General features: G+C 39.1%; 10 protein-coding genes. 2 read left to right on the top strand and 8 right to left on the bottom strand.

Going from position 1 to position 16,818, the window contains the following annotated elements:
• Positions 1-293: 293 nt before the first annotated feature.
• The 8 genes from MTCD1_RS07595 to dsbC form a co-directional block, all read right to left on the bottom strand.
• Complete coding sequence (locus tag MTCD1_RS07595) at positions 294-1,640, bottom strand: sodium-dependent transporter (protein WP_057181890.1); 1,347 nt, start codon at positions 1,638-1,640, stop codon at positions 294-296.
• Positions 1,641-1,984: 344 nt separating this feature from the next.
• Positions 1,985-5,596 (bottom strand): ABC transporter permease/M1 family aminopeptidase, encoded by a 3,612-nt coding sequence (locus MTCD1_RS07590; RefSeq protein ID WP_057181891.1) that lies wholly within the window; start codon positions 5,594-5,596, stop codon positions 1,985-1,987.
• A 30-nt stretch (positions 5,597-5,626) separates the two neighbouring features.
• A complete protein-coding gene (locus MTCD1_RS07585) occupies positions 5,627-6,547 on the bottom strand; it encodes an ABC transporter ATP-binding protein (protein ID WP_057181892.1) in 921 nt (306 codons plus the stop codon).
• A gap of 406 nt (positions 6,548-6,953) precedes the next feature.
• Complete coding sequence (lysS, locus tag MTCD1_RS07580; protein ID WP_057181893.1) at positions 6,954-8,528, bottom strand: lysine--tRNA ligase; 1,575 nt, start codon at positions 8,526-8,528, stop codon at positions 6,954-6,956.
• Between the two features lie 293 nt (positions 8,529-8,821).
• Positions 8,822-9,920 (bottom strand): peptide chain release factor 2 gene (gene prfB / locus MTCD1_RS07575; RefSeq protein WP_143760094.1). Its coding sequence is split into 2 segments (ribosomal slippage): positions 8,822-9,844 and positions 9,846-9,920, totalling 1,098 coding nucleotides; the frame shifts between segments, so codons are not numbered across the junction.
• Between the two features lie 199 nt (positions 9,921-10,119).
• Positions 10,120-10,827, bottom strand: coding sequence for an ABC transporter permease (locus tag MTCD1_RS07570; RefSeq protein WP_057181894.1), 708 nt, complete (start codon positions 10,825-10,827; stop codon positions 10,120-10,122).
• Between the two features lie 230 nt (positions 10,828-11,057).
• Positions 11,058-12,845 carry a single-stranded-DNA-specific exonuclease RecJ gene (gene recJ, locus MTCD1_RS07565; protein WP_057181895.1) on the bottom strand — a complete coding sequence of 596 codons (1,788 nt, stop codon included), beginning with the start codon at positions 12,843-12,845 and terminating at the stop codon, positions 11,058-11,060.
• Between the two features lie 138 nt (positions 12,846-12,983).
• On the bottom strand, positions 12,984-13,778 hold the full coding sequence (gene dsbC / locus MTCD1_RS07560) for a bifunctional protein-disulfide isomerase/oxidoreductase DsbC (protein ID WP_057181896.1): 795 nt from the start codon (positions 13,776-13,778) through the stop codon (positions 12,984-12,986).
• A 297-nt stretch (positions 13,779-14,075) separates the two neighbouring features.
• Here dsbC and fldB point away from each other — a divergent pair, with 297 nt between their 5' ends.
• Complete coding sequence (gene fldB / locus MTCD1_RS07555; RefSeq protein ID WP_057181897.1) at positions 14,076-14,594, top strand: flavodoxin FldB; 519 nt, start codon at positions 14,076-14,078, stop codon at positions 14,592-14,594.
• 292 nt (positions 14,595-14,886) lie between these two features.
• Complete coding sequence (srmB, locus tag MTCD1_RS07550) at positions 14,887-16,143, top strand: ATP-dependent RNA helicase SrmB (protein ID WP_057182107.1); 1,257 nt, start codon at positions 14,887-14,889, stop codon at positions 16,141-16,143.
• The last annotated feature ends 675 nt before the right edge of the window (positions 16,144-16,818 follow it).

Here is a 16,818-nt window from a genome sequence, read left to right as displayed (position 1 = left end):
AACTAGACCAATAGCGGTCGGACAAACGAACTCATCGTAAGTAACAAAAGCACCAAGGCTATCTACATGCCTATGCGCTCAAGTTTAGCTATTTAGGCGAAGACTTCGAGTTTACTTCGCTACCGACAAAAGGCGAGTTTTACTTAAACGCAGCAGTTAATGACCAGTTAACGACAATAAAAAAACCTTGGCAGTTAAACTGGCCAAGGCTTTAGCGCGAACAAGTTCCCGCCTACAGATTATCAATAAATCGTAGGCGGCTTATCTTGAATATAAACTAATCGCGCAATTTTCTATAACGAATGCCAAAAAACTAGACCAATCGCTGTCGGACAGACAAACTTGGTATACCAAGGCCAGATTTTCCAGAAGAAACTGTGCTCGACATCTTCATTACCTTGCTTGATTTCCGCTAAAATTTCATTTCTATACCAAATCCAACCAACAAAAATACAACATAACATGGCAATAATAGGTTGACCGTATACCGTAGAAACATTGATCACCAAACCAAATAACAAATCAAAATTTACCACGATTATTGCGCTTAACAGTAAAATACTGATACCTATTACTGTAGTGGCTTTTTTACGTTCAATATTATGACGTTCAACCACAAAAGATACTGGCCCCTCTAACATAGAAATTGATGACGTTAATGCCGCTATAGACATTAAAACAAAAAAGGCAAAAGCGACAAATACACCAATATCACCCATACCAGCAAATAAGCTAGGTAATACATCAAAGACTAAGTTAGGACCCGATATTAAACTGCCATCCTCGGCAAAAATTGCCACCCCTTGCGCCTGTGCAACATACATAGCAGGGATAATTAATAAGCCTGCTAAAAAGGCAATAGAGACATCAATTAAAGTGACTTGGGCAGCAAGTGTCACTAAGTTCTCTTTTTTAGCAATATAAGAGCCGTAAATAATCATCACGCTAGTACCCAGTGACAAAGAGAAAAATGCTTGCCCTAAGGCACTAATTAAAAGATCAGGTTCCAACACTCGAGAAAAATCTGGATTTAAGTAGGCATTAAAGCCCTCGCGAGCACCATCTAAGGTAAAGACATAGATGATCAATAAAATAAGCAAACCGATTAACATTGGCATCAAACGTTTTGACCACTTTTCAATACCCTGCTCAACACCACGGCGAATTATCCCTATGGTTAACATCATAAATAATGCGCTGAATATTAAGTCTCGAGGCACTGATTGTACCGTTAACCAACTTGCGGCTTGCTGAAAACCAAGTAATTTGCTGATGGGTTCAATTGCATAGGCCATCATCCAACCAGCTAAAATACCATAAAAGCTTAAAATAAGTGCCGCGCAAATAATGCCACCAAATCCGATAACAAAGGCAAAACGTTTTTGCCATAAATTACGTGACATTTTTTGCATACTGGTTACCGCATTAGCTTGACCATAACGACCAATTAACAACTCAGCCATAAAGGCAGGGTAAGCTAAACAAAATGCTAACACTAAGTACACTAAAACAAAGGCAGCACCACCATTGCTTGCTGTTTGCGTGGGAAAGCCCCAAATATTACCTAAGCCAACAGCAGAGCCTGCCGCGGCCATAATAAAACCGAAACGCGAACTAAAGCCGCCTCTTGAAACACCCATTCTTTTCCCCGAAATATTTTGCGAAATTATTTTTATAATAATTGATGAAGGTCTTTGCCTTATGATGAGAGCACTAATTTACGCAATAACGCACAAGAAAAATAGAGGTGAAGGCATTTATTATTTATTTAATAAACACCGAAATGTTAAATAGACTGTAAACATTGTGATACTGATAAATTAAAAACAATAACGCGGGTATAGCCGCGATGAAAATTATCTAATGAACAACTTAAACCGCTACATTTTTCATCCCGCTCGCCTAAGATTACGGGAACGATAAAAATAAACCAGCAAGAGTTGCCTCCTTACTGGTTTATAATTAATATTCAATCAATTGTAAATTACAAGCGGAAAATATTATCTGCACTATCTCTATCCACTAGGCGAATAAAAGGATCTACACCGGCAAATTTAGGCTTACCTTTGACTCGCACTGTTATTTTGTTGGTACCTGTTTTGATCTGATGTTTAGCAAGATATAAAACAAAATTTTGTGCCGTTAAATCATCAGGATCAGCGCTAAATAAACCAATATCAATTTTATCACTAAAATCAACTTCGGTTTCTTTGCCTTGACCATCGGCGCGCATCAGTGCTGCTTCAATGGTTAAGGTGACATCAAAAGTATCTTCAATATCAGTAACAGCAACCACTTGCACATCGGTAGTTTTTAAATCATATAAACTAATATGCTCAAACAAGTCGCTAATAAAGCGCTTTTCTTGTGCATCAGTATCTTGATTAAGGTAAGCCATTAAATCTAAGGTGGTTGGATACGGCGTACTTTGATACTTAAATTCATTAAGAAAGTTATGTAAGGCGTTATTTAAACGCTGCTCACCTAATCTGTCTTTAAGTGCCATCATGACGATAGAGCCCTTGTTATAATGAATATATTGCTGCCCCTCACTACGGTATAAAGGCATTTCTGCTAACGCTTCACTACTGCGCCCGCTAAGGTATTTATCTAACTCGTATTTTAAAAATTTACGCAGGTTATTCTGGCCGTATTTTTTCTCCATCACCATTAACGCGCTATATTGCGACAAGGTTTCAGAGATAATCGCACTGCCTTGTACATTAGCTGCGCCCACTTGATGTCCCCACCACTGATGGGCAACTTCATGTGCGGTAACATAATAAGCCATATCAATATTGTTCGGATCGCGTAAGTCTTTAATAAAGCCCATTTTTTCAGAAAAAGGCACGGTATTAGCAAAACTTTGCGCAAAACTGCGATAACCTGGGTATTCGATTATACGCATTTGTTTGTGTTGATAAGGACCAAAATTTTCACTAAAATAATCAATCGAATCACGTACTGATTCCATCATGCGATCAACGTTCATAGCGTGATTTTTATGATAATAAACCTCAATATCTATGCCTTTATACTGCTCTTTTTTCGACTCTAACTTTGCTGACATAAAAGAGTAATAGTTCACCATAGGCGCGTCCATTTTATAATGAAAGGTACGGCGACCATCTTGCAGCGTTTCGCTTTGCAAGTAACCTGGCGCGATAGCAAATTGATCGGCTACCGTTGAAATGGTCGCTTCAAAGTCAATAAAACCTATGCCACTACCAAGGTTACTTTCATTATAAAACCGTTTATCTTCGAGTTTATTGGCGCGCTGTAATGGCGCTAAATCATGCTGACGACGCTTATGGCGATCGCTTAACTGCCAGCCCTGTTGATAGCCAAAGTTTGGAAATAAAGCTAAGTTGTCAATAAAAGTACCATTGTGCACTAAAGCAAAATCGCCATTGCTTTCACTAAATCCTTGATGGACACGGGTAACCGTTAACTTGCCCTCACGTACTTCACCTGGCAATAGCGGCTCAGTAAAAGTAAACCATGCTGTATCAAACTCTTCATCTAATTCACCTAAAATCCCACCTTCAATCTCCACCGACCATTGTTTACTATGGTCAGGTTTTGCTACTAAAAATTTAGTGATGGGCTGATCGCTAGTATTGGTTAAACTTAATTCGGCTACCGCTTCAATACGGCGTTTACTTGGATAAATATCCACTTTCGCATGTACTTTAGTGATGGTTGGAATAGTCGCATTAAGTTCGCCCACGTACTTATGCTCATATGCGGCACGGTTATCATCGATATCATCGGCAATAACAAAGTCATTAAGGACACGGGTATTGTAGTGAATAACACTGCCTGCACCGATAAAAATAATTAAGCCTAGCGTAATAATGGCTTTGCCTGAAGTTGATAAGTGATAAGAAATATTTTTAACACGAGTTTTTAATGATTGCGCCGGCCCTCTATGCCATAAAGCATAAGTTAAACAGGCGAAGACTAACGTTAAACCGCTCCAATAAAACATATACCAATGATGACTGGTTAAAAAGTGCCCATAACCATTAATGTCCGAATACAAAACTTGTGGTGCCGCGCCAAATTGAAACATGTTATGGCTAAAACCTAAACTGCTTAGTGTCATTGAACTGATAATAAATAGTACAAACAGCAACATGCCAATATATTTATTTGAGCTAATCACTTGTAAGAAAAAGGCCAAAACGGCGGTGAAAACAAAAGGCACTAAATTGATGTAACCTAAGCGCAAAATATATTGCGATAACTCAATGTGTTGATGACCTTGCAATACTTGATTAAGTACAGTAACCACAATACCACAGAGATAAAGTAAGGCTAAGACCAAACTAATAGCTATAATTTTCGATAACCAAAAAGTGATATTATGAACCGGCATTGAATCAACAATGTCGCCCATACCTGAATCACGTTCACGCCAAACAATTTCAGCACTGTAATAAGCCAGTACTATCATCATTAGTAAACTTGTCGAGCCAGCGATAAACTCAACCATAGTTTGCGTTAATGGCCAGTTAGGCGTGCCATAGCTGCCTAGAGAACTCATAAGTATTGAGATAAGCATAACCATAGTAATTAAGGCAAGTACGACAAAAGCTGCACTGAATACAACTTGTTTTATTTCAAATATAATACGTAAACGTAAATGCGCGGCGGTTTGAATACCCACACTTTTAGTGGCAATATTATTGTTTAATAATTGAGGGATTTTTTCATTTTGCATTAACGTTTGCTGTGCTGCTTTTTTCTGTGCCTTTTTACTGATTTTTTTTACTTTAGCGCTAGATAAACCTACCTTAGACCTAAAACCACCAAAGACTGCCAGTATAAATACCGAAATAGTCAACCACAGTAAGCGGTTTTCTAATAAGGTGCCGCTTAACTCAATGGCACTATTATTCTTATCAAACATGGTCCAATAACGTGTCATTTCAGCAAAAGAGTTTAATGCAAAAGGATCAAGCAATGCGGCTATGGTGCGGTATTCTGGTGCATCTAAAAGCTGCCCTGAGACAGAATAAAGAACAAATAGGCCTACGGCAGAGAGATAAACCGCCATCATAGAACGAAATTTAATAGCTACAGCATAGAAGAAACACGACAATACCAAAAGTGTTGGTAAAGATAGATAAAAATACGCGCTAAAATAGTAACTTAAATTTGTATCACCTAAACGCTCAGGCTCAACCCAACCAACTAAACCGCCCAATAAAGTGCCGATTAAAATACCTAAAGGCACAAAAGCAAAAACAGTTGCAACGACGGCAAAAGAGCCTAAAAAACGCCCTAGTTGATAGCTAAGCGGGTTTATCGGTTTAGAATAAAGCAACTCTGACATCTTGCTGCTGTCATTACGGGTTGCGGTATTGGCAACAAAATTTACCACTAAGAACATGGCAAACAAGCCCATGATCAACAAGGTTTGCGCAATAGCAAAAGGGCCGTTATATAAAACATTGCCAGCGCCACCCAGCTGAATATTTTCACTAATGGTAGCAAAAAAGGTCAGAAAGAAAAAAATCAAACTAGTAACATAAAAAGAGGGCTGTCGAGTAAAGTAGCGCCATTCAAAGGCAAACATTTGCATTAACATAATAAGTTCCTTGTCATTATTTTGCTTGAATTAAGCAACTTTTTTCTGTGCTGCAGCAGGCTGAGTTGAAGTGGATTGAGTAGCTGCACGATGTTCATTTAATGTAGAAAAATAAACGTCTTCTAAATTAACCGGCGCAGCCTCAAAACCGAACGGGGCATTTTCTGCTATTACATGTACAACCGTTTGCCCGGCAAATAAACGCTTAGAAATAACATTGTATTCTTTTTCTATAGCGGCAAGATCGGCTTGCGTAATCGCTTTACGCCAGATTTGACCATTGAGTTTATTGGTTAATTCGATGGGATTACCTTGTAAAACAATTTTCCCTGACGCTAAAACCGCCATATTAGGGCAAAGTTCGGTAACATCCTCAACAATATGTGTTGATAATATAATGGCCTTTTCTTCACCTAAGGCGACTAATAAGTTATGAAAACGATTACGCTCTTCTGGATCTAAACCTGCGGTCGGCTCATCTACAATGAGTAAGTCAGGATCGCCAAGCAATGCTTGGGCAATACCAAAACGCTGGCGCATACCACCAGAGAAGCCACTTACGGCATTTTTTCTATGCTGATATAGGTTCGTTTGTGCCAATAGACCTTCTACCGCTTCTTTACGCTCTGCTTTGTTTTTCAAACCTTTTAAAATAGCCAGGTGGTCAAGTAATTCATAAGCACTAATACGAGGATAAACACCAAAATCTTGTGGCAAGTAACCCAAACGTTGGCGTAAGGCTTGCGGGTCTTTTAAAACATCAATACCATCAAAGGTAATACTGCCACTATCAGCATCTTGTAAGGTAGCAATGGTACGCATTAATGACGATTTACCGGCACCATTAGGGCCTAATAAACCAAACATGCCTTTCGGGATTTCCAGCGTAATATTATCCATCGCTTTAACTCCATTATCGTAAGTCTTGGATAAATTTTTTATTGTTAACATTATTATTCCTTGCGTTATTATTAGTGAAGCGTTATTTAGCGCTATTTTACTTAAAAAAACATTCATCCTTGCTCAAAAATGATAAACGGTCAAAAAAGGGGACAAACGGTAAATAACAGAGTAGCTTATTATCGAACGGGCTATTTTTATCAAATAAACGGTTAAATTTAACCGAAAGCTGTAATGTTCGGTAATAAAAAGCCAATAAACATTACCCTATCAACTTGTTAACTTAATGTAAAATTCAATTGATATTGCACTCTTTATCTTGGTACAAAATTTTACTCTAATAGCTTATTAACAGCTAAAAAAAAACCTGCTGTTTTAGCATTTACAATGCAAAAACAGCAGGTTTTAAGTTTTACGTTAACTGAATTTTATCTTTTAACAGATAAACTCATCGTTATTACTCTGCTTCAGGGCGCATATGTGGGAATAAAATCACGTCTTTAATGGTTGGTGAATCAGTGAACAACATCACTAAACGATCAATACCAATGCCTTCACCGGCCGTTGGTGGTAAACCGTATTCTAAGGCGATGATGTAATCCGCATCATAATGCATAGCTTCATCATCACCGGCATCTTTTTCTGCTACTTGTTTCTTAAAGCGCTCTGCTTGATCTTCAGCATCATTAAGTTCTGAGAACCCATTGGCTATTTCACGACCACCAACAAAGAATTCAAATCGGTCGGTAATAAATGAGTTGTTATCATTACGACGAGCAAGAGGTGAAACTTCCCACGGGTATTCGGTAATGAACGTTGGTTGATCCAATAAGTGCTCTGCTACTTCTTCAAAGATTTCACAGATATACTTGCCTGGTCCCCATAACTTAGCAGCCTCACCTTCTTTAACACCCACAGCTTTTGCCATGGCTTTAATCGCGGCAAAGTTATTTTCCGGGTCACGTAATGCGGCTTCATCAAGGTGCTCAGCTGCGCGATGCTCTTTACCGTATTTTAAAATGGCGTCGACCATAGATAAACGCACAAATGGCTGGCCAAAATCGTAAAATTTCTCTTCGATGACTTCACCATCAGAATTTTTAACGGTATTACGAATCATCGTTGTACCCAGTACATCTTGGGCAACAGTACGTAACATTTCTTCGGTTAAATTCATCAAATCATTGAAATCAGCATACGCTTGATAAAATTCAATCATAGTAAATTCAGGATTATGACGGGTTGAAATACCTTCATTACGGAAACTACGGTTGATTTCAAATACACGTTCAAAACCACCGACCACTAAACGCTTTAAGTTAAGCTCAGGGGCGATACGTAAATACATATCAAGATCAAAGGTATTGTGATGGGTCATAAAAGGTTTAGCGGTTGCGCCACCGGGTATGATTTGTAGCATCGGCGTTTCTACTTCCATAAAATCACGTTCAACTAAAAACTGTCGAATGCCTGAAATAATTTTTGAACGCATTTTAAAGGTATTACGGGTCTCTTCATTGATAATCAAATCAATATAACGCTGACGATATTTAGTTTCTTGATCTGACAAACCATGAAATTTTTCAGGTAATGGACGCAGTGATTTAGTCAACAATGAGTATTCATTCATATTCACGTAAAGATCGCCTTTACCTGATTTATGTAAAATTCCTCTAATACCAATAATGTCACCAATATCTAACGAGCCCCATTTAGCTCTTATTTCTTTCTGTACGGTTTTTTCAGCATAACCTTGAATACGACCTGACACGTCTTGTATGACTAAAAATGGTCCGCGCTTTGCCATAATACGACCGGCAATAGCATAAGTAAGCTGTAGTTCTTCAAGTTCTTCTTTGGTTTTTTCACCATGTTCAGCTTGAATATCAGCCGCTAAATGTTCACGATTGAAATCGTTAGGAAAACCATTCGCGGAACAATTAGAGCGAATTTTTTCAAGCTTTACCCGACGCTCAGCAATCAGTTTATTTTCATCTTGTGCTACGGGTGTACTTTTAGCTTTATCTGTCATGTTAGTTTCTCAAAGTTATCTTTAATTTTTTCAATTTAATTAATTATTTGTGGTTAGCTTTTATTGTTAGCTTAATACTACAAACCAGACTTTAAACTGGCTGCTAAAAACTTGTCTATATCACCGTCTAGCACGGCTTGTTTGGTTCATTCTGCTTCTGTTTTCAATATCCGAGAAAAGCGTTGCTACAAACCAGACTTTAAGCTGGCTTCTAAAAACTTATCAATATCACCGTCTAGCACGGCTTGTTTGGTTCATTCTGCTTCTGTTTTCAATATCCGGGAAAACCGTTGCTACAAACCAGACTTTAAGCTGGCTTCTAAAAACTTGTCTATATCACCGTCTAGCACGGCTTGAGTATTTCTATTCTCAACACCAGTGCGTAAATCTTTAATGCGGCTATCGTCTAAAACATAAGAGCGAATTTGACTGCCCCAGCCGATATCAGACTTACCATCTTCAAGCACTTGCTTATCGGCATTTTGTTTTTGTATTTCAATTTCATACAGCTTGGCTTTTAATAGCTTCATCGCTGTGGCACGGTTTTTGTGTTGCGAACGATCACTTTGACATTGTACTACTGCACCGGAAGGAATGTGCGTTATGCGAATCGCTGAGTCAGTTTTATTAACATGTTGGCCTCCTGCGCCCGAAGCACGATAAGTATCAACACGAATATCAGCAGGATTAATCTCAATTTCAATGCTGTCGTCAATTTCAGGGTAAATAAATGCTGAGGCAAATGAGGTATGACGACGACCAGAGGAATCAAACGGTGATTTTCGTACCAGTCGATGTACACCTGTTTCAGTGCGCAGCCAACCATAAGCATATTCACCGGTGTACTTAATAGTACAACCTTTAATGCCGGCAACATCACCGTCAGTAACTTCTACGACTTCTGTTTTATAGCCGTGTGCATCACCCCAACGTAGATACATGCGCATCAGCATTTCGGCCCAATCTTGCGCTTCAGTGCCACCCGAGCCAGATTGAATATCTAAATAACAATTATTTATGTCTTGCTCGCCCGAAAACATCCGGCGAAATTCTAATTTAGCCAAAATGGCATCTAAAGCATCGGCTTCAGTAATAGCTTCATCAAACGTTTCTTGATCTTTTTCTTCCACCGCTAATTCAACTAAGTCGGCAATATCTTCACAACCAGTTTCAAGTTCTACTATGGTATTAACGACTTCTTCTAAGGCGCTGCGCTCTTTACCAAGAGCTTGAGCCCGCTCAGGATCATGCCAAATTTCTGGTTGCTCTAACTCGCGAGAAACTTCAACAAGACGTTCAGCTTTAACATCGTAGTCAAAGGTACCCCCGAAGTGAATTAGCGCGGGCACGGATTTCTTTTAATTTGGTTAATATTGGGTTTGTTTCAAACATAAATCTTCAAACATAAATTTAATGTGTAGTCTTTGACGGCATTGAACAGCAAAAGACAAATAGTCGCGCATTGTAACGCAAATAAGGGGGTAAATATACGGCTAACAAGTACGCTATGTTACTTTTATCGTTACTATTTATAGCTATTTTGTATAACAACTTTGCTAATCACCCGTCATAATTACTTAGTAATATAAGATTATTGAGGCTTTGCTTTGTTTAAGACTAAAAATATCGCCGATGCTAATCCCGCCGAAGCAAAGACCATACACATCACCATAATTTGATAGCGCGCGGCGATAAAAGGCGAGACGCCAGCAAGGATTTGTCCGGTCATCATGCCAGGTAAAGAAACAATACCGACGGCAAATAAGGCATTAACATTAGGGATCATCGACGCTTTAAAGGCAATATTACGTGACTTTTGATAAGGTTCACCACGGTTAAGTTCAGCATAAAAACGCTCGCCACATAAACTGACGCTATTCATGCCATTGGCAAACACCATGCCAGCCAGCGGCACTAAGGTTTTCGCTTGATGCCAAGGTTCTAAATGCAACACTCCTTGGGTAATAACGAATAAAACAATAAAGCTACTGATAAAAATGGCCAAAAATGCACTGCTAAACAGTGACTTTTGCGGTGACTCTATATTATTTAAGGCTATGTAAGTTGAAAATAGCACCATCACTAGCAGTAAGGAGCCAATAATCCAAGCATTGTCGCTGGCAAATAGGTAACTTAAGACATAACCCACTAACAATAACTGCACTAACATACGTACTAGTGCATGCAAGGTCCGCTTTTGTGGCAATGACCAGCGAGCTAAAATAAGCAGTACCAGTACCACGGGAATAAAAGCGATGGCAAGTTTAGTGAGTGGAATAGTGACCAGTGCTTGCTCCATAGTTATCTCCTCAGTTATGTCCTTAGTAAATCCTTATTATCTATAAATTAATGGCTCTGTTGTAGTTTGGTGTTGTTGAGTAAACGAGCGAGACGCATAAACCCTTCCATGGGGCTCAACACAAGCATCCATGCTTGTGATGCTCGCTCTTATCACATCAGCAACATCTTCCTTTAAATCAGTGTGTTACATTATAGACAACAGTGTTCTACAACAGAGCCAAATTAATATTAAACGACCCTAATATCTTCAATCATCAACTGCACGGTACGTTTACCTCTGAATTCATTCACATCCAGACGGTAAGCAAGGTGAACTTGTTTCGCTTGGGCATTTGGCCAAGCTTTAACATCAACATTAAAAGCTATGCCATCAAAGACTTGTTTACCTTGAGCCGTGTCTTTTTGTACCACAATTTTCAAATGTTTTTCCCCCACAATTCGCTGCTGCACTATGGTGAAGGTATCATCAAATAAAGGCTCAGGAAAATTTTGTCCCCAAGGACCGGCTTCTCGTAATTGCTCGGCAAATTCAAGGGTAAGCAGATCAGCACTTAATTCACCATCGGAAAGGATGATGCTCGCTAAGTCTTCAGGTTTTAGCCATTTTTCAGCCAATTCATTAAATTGTTGCTTGAATTGAGTAAAGTCTTTTTGCTTAATCGATAAACCAGCCGCCATGGCATGACCACCAAACTTAAGAATTAAGCCCGGATTTTGGCTATCAATATGCTCGAGTAAATCACGTATATGTAAGCCAGGAATTGATCGCGCCGAGCCTTTAATTTCAGCATTGTCACCCTGCTCGCTATCATCGCTGGCATTAGCAAAAATAATACACGGACGGTGACATTTTTCTTTTAGTCGCCCGGCGACAATACCAATAACCCCTTGGTGCCAATCTTTTTGATATAAGGCTATAGCAAAAGGTAGCGGCTTATCTTCACTTTCTTGATTGAGACCGCCAACTAAGTCAACTGAGTTCATCACTCGCTCTGCTTCAACTTGCATGCCCTGTTCTATTTCTCGACGGGTTTTATTTAAGTCATCAAGCTCTGCCGCCATTACGCGAGCAGTCGATAAGTCAGTAGCCAGTAAACAATTGATACCATAAGACATATCATCTAACCGTCCTGCGGCATTTATTCTTGGAGCTATGGCAAAGCCAAAGTCACTGGCAACTAGCCTTTGCTGGTTCTTATTGGCTATTTCTATCAATGCTTGAATGCCAGGCCGTGTTTGACCCGCACGAATACGTTTTAAACCTTGGTCAACTAAAATACGATTATTAGCATCAAGTGACACCACATCGGCCACGGTCCCTAAAGCAACCAGATCCAATAACTGAGCAATGTTAGGCTCAGCAATTCCTTGCTCAGAAAAATAGTTACGTTCGCGACAATACTTTCTTAACCCTAACATGAGGTAAAATGCCACACCAACACCGGCAAGGGCTTTACTGGGGAAATTACAACCCACTTGATTCGGATTCACAATGGCATCGGCAATGGGTAACGTATGCCCAGGTAAATGATGGTCAGTAACAATCACTTGCATGCCAAGATCTTTAGCGCGTTTAACACCGGCAATACAGCTAATGCCGTTATCGACGGTAATTATCATTTGTGCTTGTTGCTGCGCAGCAATATCAACAATTTCAGGGGTTAAGCCATAACCATATTCGAAACGGTTTGGCACAATAAAATCATGATGGTTACTACCAAACAGACTAAGCGCAATCATCATTAAGGCGGTACTAGTAGCACCATCGGCATCAAAATCACCAACAATAACAATAGCTGTTTTACTTAATAGCGCTTGATGTAATAATTGACAGGCCTTGTCCATGCCCATGAGCGCGGTGTCATCCGTCATACCTTGTAAACGAGCAACATTAAGCTCAAGTTCTTGTGCAGATTTCATGCCTCGGCTGGCATAAATTTGTTTTATGATTTCCGGTAAAGTATCTGGCAAATGAGCAGTTGCGACCTGTGCTCGGCGAATAATTTTTTTACTCATGCTATTCGGTCTCGGTTATTCTCATGATGGTTTCAATACAAGAAACGCTTATGACATATTTTCAACATAAAAAAAGTACTTACTGATAATCAACAAGTACTTTTAAAAGGACAATTTACTGGCACATTGAAAAATGAATTAAGTATTTTTCAATAACTCTTCTAATTGTGCTGGCGGTTGGTAACCTGGAATCATCATACCATTTGATAAGATAATTGCCGGTGTACCGTTAACACCGATTTGGCGCCCAAAATTAAACTGCGCTTCAATCGGCGCTTCACAAATTCTATAGGCAATACCACTACCTGATTTGGCTTTGGTTAACGCTTTAGCGGTATCGTCACTACACCATACTGAGCGTAAATCTTTAAAGCCTTGACTCAAATTTCCCGTTCGGTCTTTAATACCTGCACGTGGATACGCTAAGTAACGAAATGTTATGCCACGAGCATTGTAATCCGCCATTTGTGCATGCATTTTACGGCAATAGCCACAAGTGATATCGGTAAACACGGTCACCACATATTTTTCATTGTCTGCTTTATAAACAATCATGTCGTCTTTAAATTTTTCGATACCTTCAAGACGAATTTTCGCCAAACTCTCTTCGGCTAAGTCTTTCACTTCATTGCCTAAGCTATATATTTTACCTTGAATGAAATAATCACCGTTATAGCTCGCATAATACAAGCCTTGATTAGTAACAAGCATAGCGATGCCGGGTACCGGTGTTTTTTCAACTTTAACAACGGTTAAGCCTAAAGAGCGGTTAATTTTTGCCTTTAACGCTTCAACATCAAGCACACTTGGGTCAGTTGCCGGCTTGGCTAATGTTTCCGGTACATTCGCTTGTGCTGCAACATGGGCGCTGGGGACAAATAAAGCTAAAGTAAACGTAGCCAATACGGCGCTAAAAAAGAACGTTTTATACATAATTATTCCTAAAAAATTCCTAACAAAATTCTAAAAAGCTTTAAATAACTTCTATAAAGTAATGGCAATAAAGCTATAAAAACAAGCCTAACATACCTGCTCATTGGAATAGACCTAATTTTAAGCAAGGAAATTACAGCCATAGGACTTTATTTGCAACTTAAAATAGCGAGTATAGTGAATTAACTGGTAAACAAAGATAAATGTTTTTGCTAAAATCCCAGTGAAATGGCTCTATGTTCCTGAACATCTATCTTGAAATAGAGCGGATATATAATAAAATTTGGAAATAGAAAAATGAAAATTGGTTTGTTTTATGGCTCAACCACTTGTTATACCGAGATAATCGCCGAAAAAATTCAGGCCTTAATTGGTGCCGATCTGGTTGATATCGTTAATATCAAAGATCAGTCTTTAGCGCTGTGCTTGGATTATGACTTTATTATTTTTGGTATCTCCACTTGGGATTACGGTGAGATACAAGAAGACTGGGAATCTATTTGGAGTGATATTAATCAATTAGACCTTTCCGATAAGATTATTGCTTTATATGGTATGGGTGATCAAATTGGTTACAGCGAATGGTTTCAAGATGCTCTGGGTATGTTACACGAACAAGTACTTGTACAAGGGGCAAAAACAATCGGTTATTGGCCAATTCAAGGCTATGAATTTACCGCATCAAAAGCATTAACAGCTGATGGCGAGCTATTTGTTGGTCTGTCGTTAGATGAAGATAGCCAATACAATTTAACCGATGACCGTTTAGATACTTGGTGTGAGCAAGTATTACTTGAGTACAGCAGCTTACTTTAGCAATCCGCATTTACTCCATAATAGTTTCCTCGGCAATTTATTTAGCCCTTGCGATAATTAGTTACAGCAAGGCCTAAAAACACTATAATTGTCGCCATATTATCATTATACCAATCTCACACATTAATGAGTCATTTCTACGGGTTAAAATAACCAAGGACTTCGTTATTTATTTAATAATTAGCACAACTAGTTATTTAAATGAATGCTTGGTATTTGGCAATTTTCCCGACAAAAAAAGATCACTTATTTAATGGAATTGGTATTATTAACTCTTAGTGAATTATCCCCTATGTTTGAGCAATTCGATCTAGACTCAGAATTATTAGCCAGTATCAAAAAACTTGGTTATACCAAGCCTACCTCAATTCAAGATCTAGTGATCCCTGAGGCGATGGCCGGCAAAGATATACTAGCATCAGCCCCGACCGGTACGGGTAAAACCGCCGCCTTTTTACTGCCTATTGCTCAACATTTATTAGACTACCCGCGTACTCAACCGGGCTTTCCTCGGGTATTAATATTAACCCCGACACGAGAGTTAGCGATTCAAATTGGTGAAGACTGTAAGCAAATTACCGAGCTAACTAAAATAAAAACGGGTGTGATAACGGGTGGCGTTAACTACGGCAGTCATACAGATATCCTAACAACGACAACAGATATCTTAGTGGCAACGCCAGGTCGATTATTAGAATATATTGAAAACGAGCAGTTTGATGCCCGTGACATTGAAATTCTTGTTTTAGATGAAGCCGATCGCATGCTCGATACTGGTTTTAGTGAGGCCATCAACCGCATTGTTGCTGAAGCTCGCTGGCGTAAACAAACCATGCTATTTTCAGCAACCTTAGAAGGTGCTGGTGTACTAGGTTTTGCCAAAGAAGTACTAGACGATCCTATATTTTTAGAGTCAAACCCATCACGTAAAGAGAAAGCCATCATTCACCAATGGCTACACCTAGCTGATGACTCACACCATAAACTCAATATGTTAGTCAATATTCTTAAGCAAGAAGGTGTTGAGCGTACCGTCGTTTTTGCTAATAAACGGGAAACTGTACAATACCTTTCCGGTAAACTTTATGCGGAAGAGTTACCTTGTGTTTGGCTAGAAGGTAAAATGCCACAAGATAAACGTAACAAAGCTATTTCACGTTTTAAAAGTGGCGAAATTAAAGTATTAGTGGCAACCGATGTTGCCGCCCGCGGTTTAGATATAGACAACATAACGCATGTCATTAATTTTGATATGCCACGCAAGGTTGATATTTATATTCACCGTATTGGCCGCACAGGTCGTGCCGGTAACAAAGGAACTGCTATTTCCTTAGTTGAAGCACACGATATGGCTGTTATTGGTAAAATAGAGCGTTATACCAAAGAACGTCTACCACGTCGTGTTATTCAAGATTTACGTCCACAGCACAAAGAATCGCGTGTGGTCAATAAAAAGGTAAAACTTAAACTCACTAACTCGCAGAAAAAAGCCAAAGCTAAGAAACAAGTGAAGAAAAACGCTAAGCAAGCAAAAAAAGCCGCTAAGTAAGCAATAGCAGTGTTGTCAGCGAGCGAGGTGATAAATATCAATAAATCCTTGCCTATGTCACCTGCTTATTTAACGGCTATAAGTTAAAACATCAAGCTGGCCTGCAAGAGCAAAAATGGCAGATAACGCCAATGATGGTCGCGTTTATCATGGTTGGGGCTTTTACTGTCGCAATGCATCGCGACTAGTAAAAAATCTCAGTTCATAGTTCATAAAAAAGACCGTAATGCTTTAAGCAATACGGTCTTTTTTTATCTAATACCATTTTCATTAAGTTTGGGATCTTGTTGTGCGTAGGAAAAATAAATCAGGGCAAGGCGCTCGATTGACCAATAGCAGGCTATTGGGATTGAGAGCAACGCCGCCTTGGATATTTTAACCAGCACAAGTGGGCAATAATTTAATGAAATTGGTATATACCCGTGTTACTTCAAAATGCAGGATTCAGCTGGAATTAGAAACGTCTTTAGGCAAGGCATTGATTGAAGATAATAGTTGTTCTATTGTCGAAATCAATAACGCTGCATAAAACGTTTCTAAACCAGCCCTACGGGGATGTATGAGCAAATCATGCTCTTCCTTGTATCTGTTTTTAAGGGAATAACCCTTAATAAAAAGATACGCCTTGATCATGAATCGCTCAGACATCCTGAAACGCGCATTTTGAGGTATCAC

The sequence above is a fragment of the Colwellia marinimaniae genome (assembly GCF_002207865.1).
Lineage (GTDB): Bacteria > Pseudomonadota > Gammaproteobacteria > Enterobacterales > Alteromonadaceae > Colwellia > Colwellia marinimaniae.
This window is presented reverse-complemented; position numbering and strand designations above follow the sequence as displayed.

Bases quoted from the DNA above. Each gene is read 5' to 3' on its own strand.
- MTCD1_RS07595 (WP_057181890.1), bottom strand. From the start codon at position 1,640: ATGGGTGTTTCAAGAGGCGGCTTTAGTTCGCGTTTCGGTTTTATTATG.
- MTCD1_RS07590 (WP_057181891.1), bottom strand. From the start codon at position 5,596: ATGTTAATGCAAATGTTTGCCTTTGAATGGCGCTACTTTACTCGACAG.
- MTCD1_RS07585 (WP_057181892.1), bottom strand. From the start codon at position 6,547: ATGTTAACAATAAAAAATTTATCCAAGACTTACGATAATGGAGTTAAA.
- lysS (WP_057181893.1), bottom strand. From the start codon at position 8,528: ATGACAGATAAAGCTAAAAGTACACCCGTAGCACAAGATGAAAATAAA.
- MTCD1_RS07570 (WP_057181894.1), bottom strand. From the start codon at position 10,827: ATGGAGCAAGCACTGGTCACTATTCCACTCACTAAACTTGCCATCGCT.
- recJ (WP_057181895.1), bottom strand. From the start codon at position 12,845: ATGAGTAAAAAAATTATTCGCCGAGCACAGGTCGCAACTGCTCATTTG.
- dsbC (WP_057181896.1), bottom strand. From the start codon at position 13,778: ATGTATAAAACGTTCTTTTTTAGCGCCGTATTGGCTACGTTTACTTTA.
- fldB (WP_057181897.1), top strand. From the start codon at position 14,076: ATGAAAATTGGTTTGTTTTATGGCTCAACCACTTGTTATACCGAGATA.
- srmB (WP_057182107.1), top strand. From the start codon at position 14,887: ATGTTTGAGCAATTCGATCTAGACTCAGAATTATTAGCCAGTATCAAA.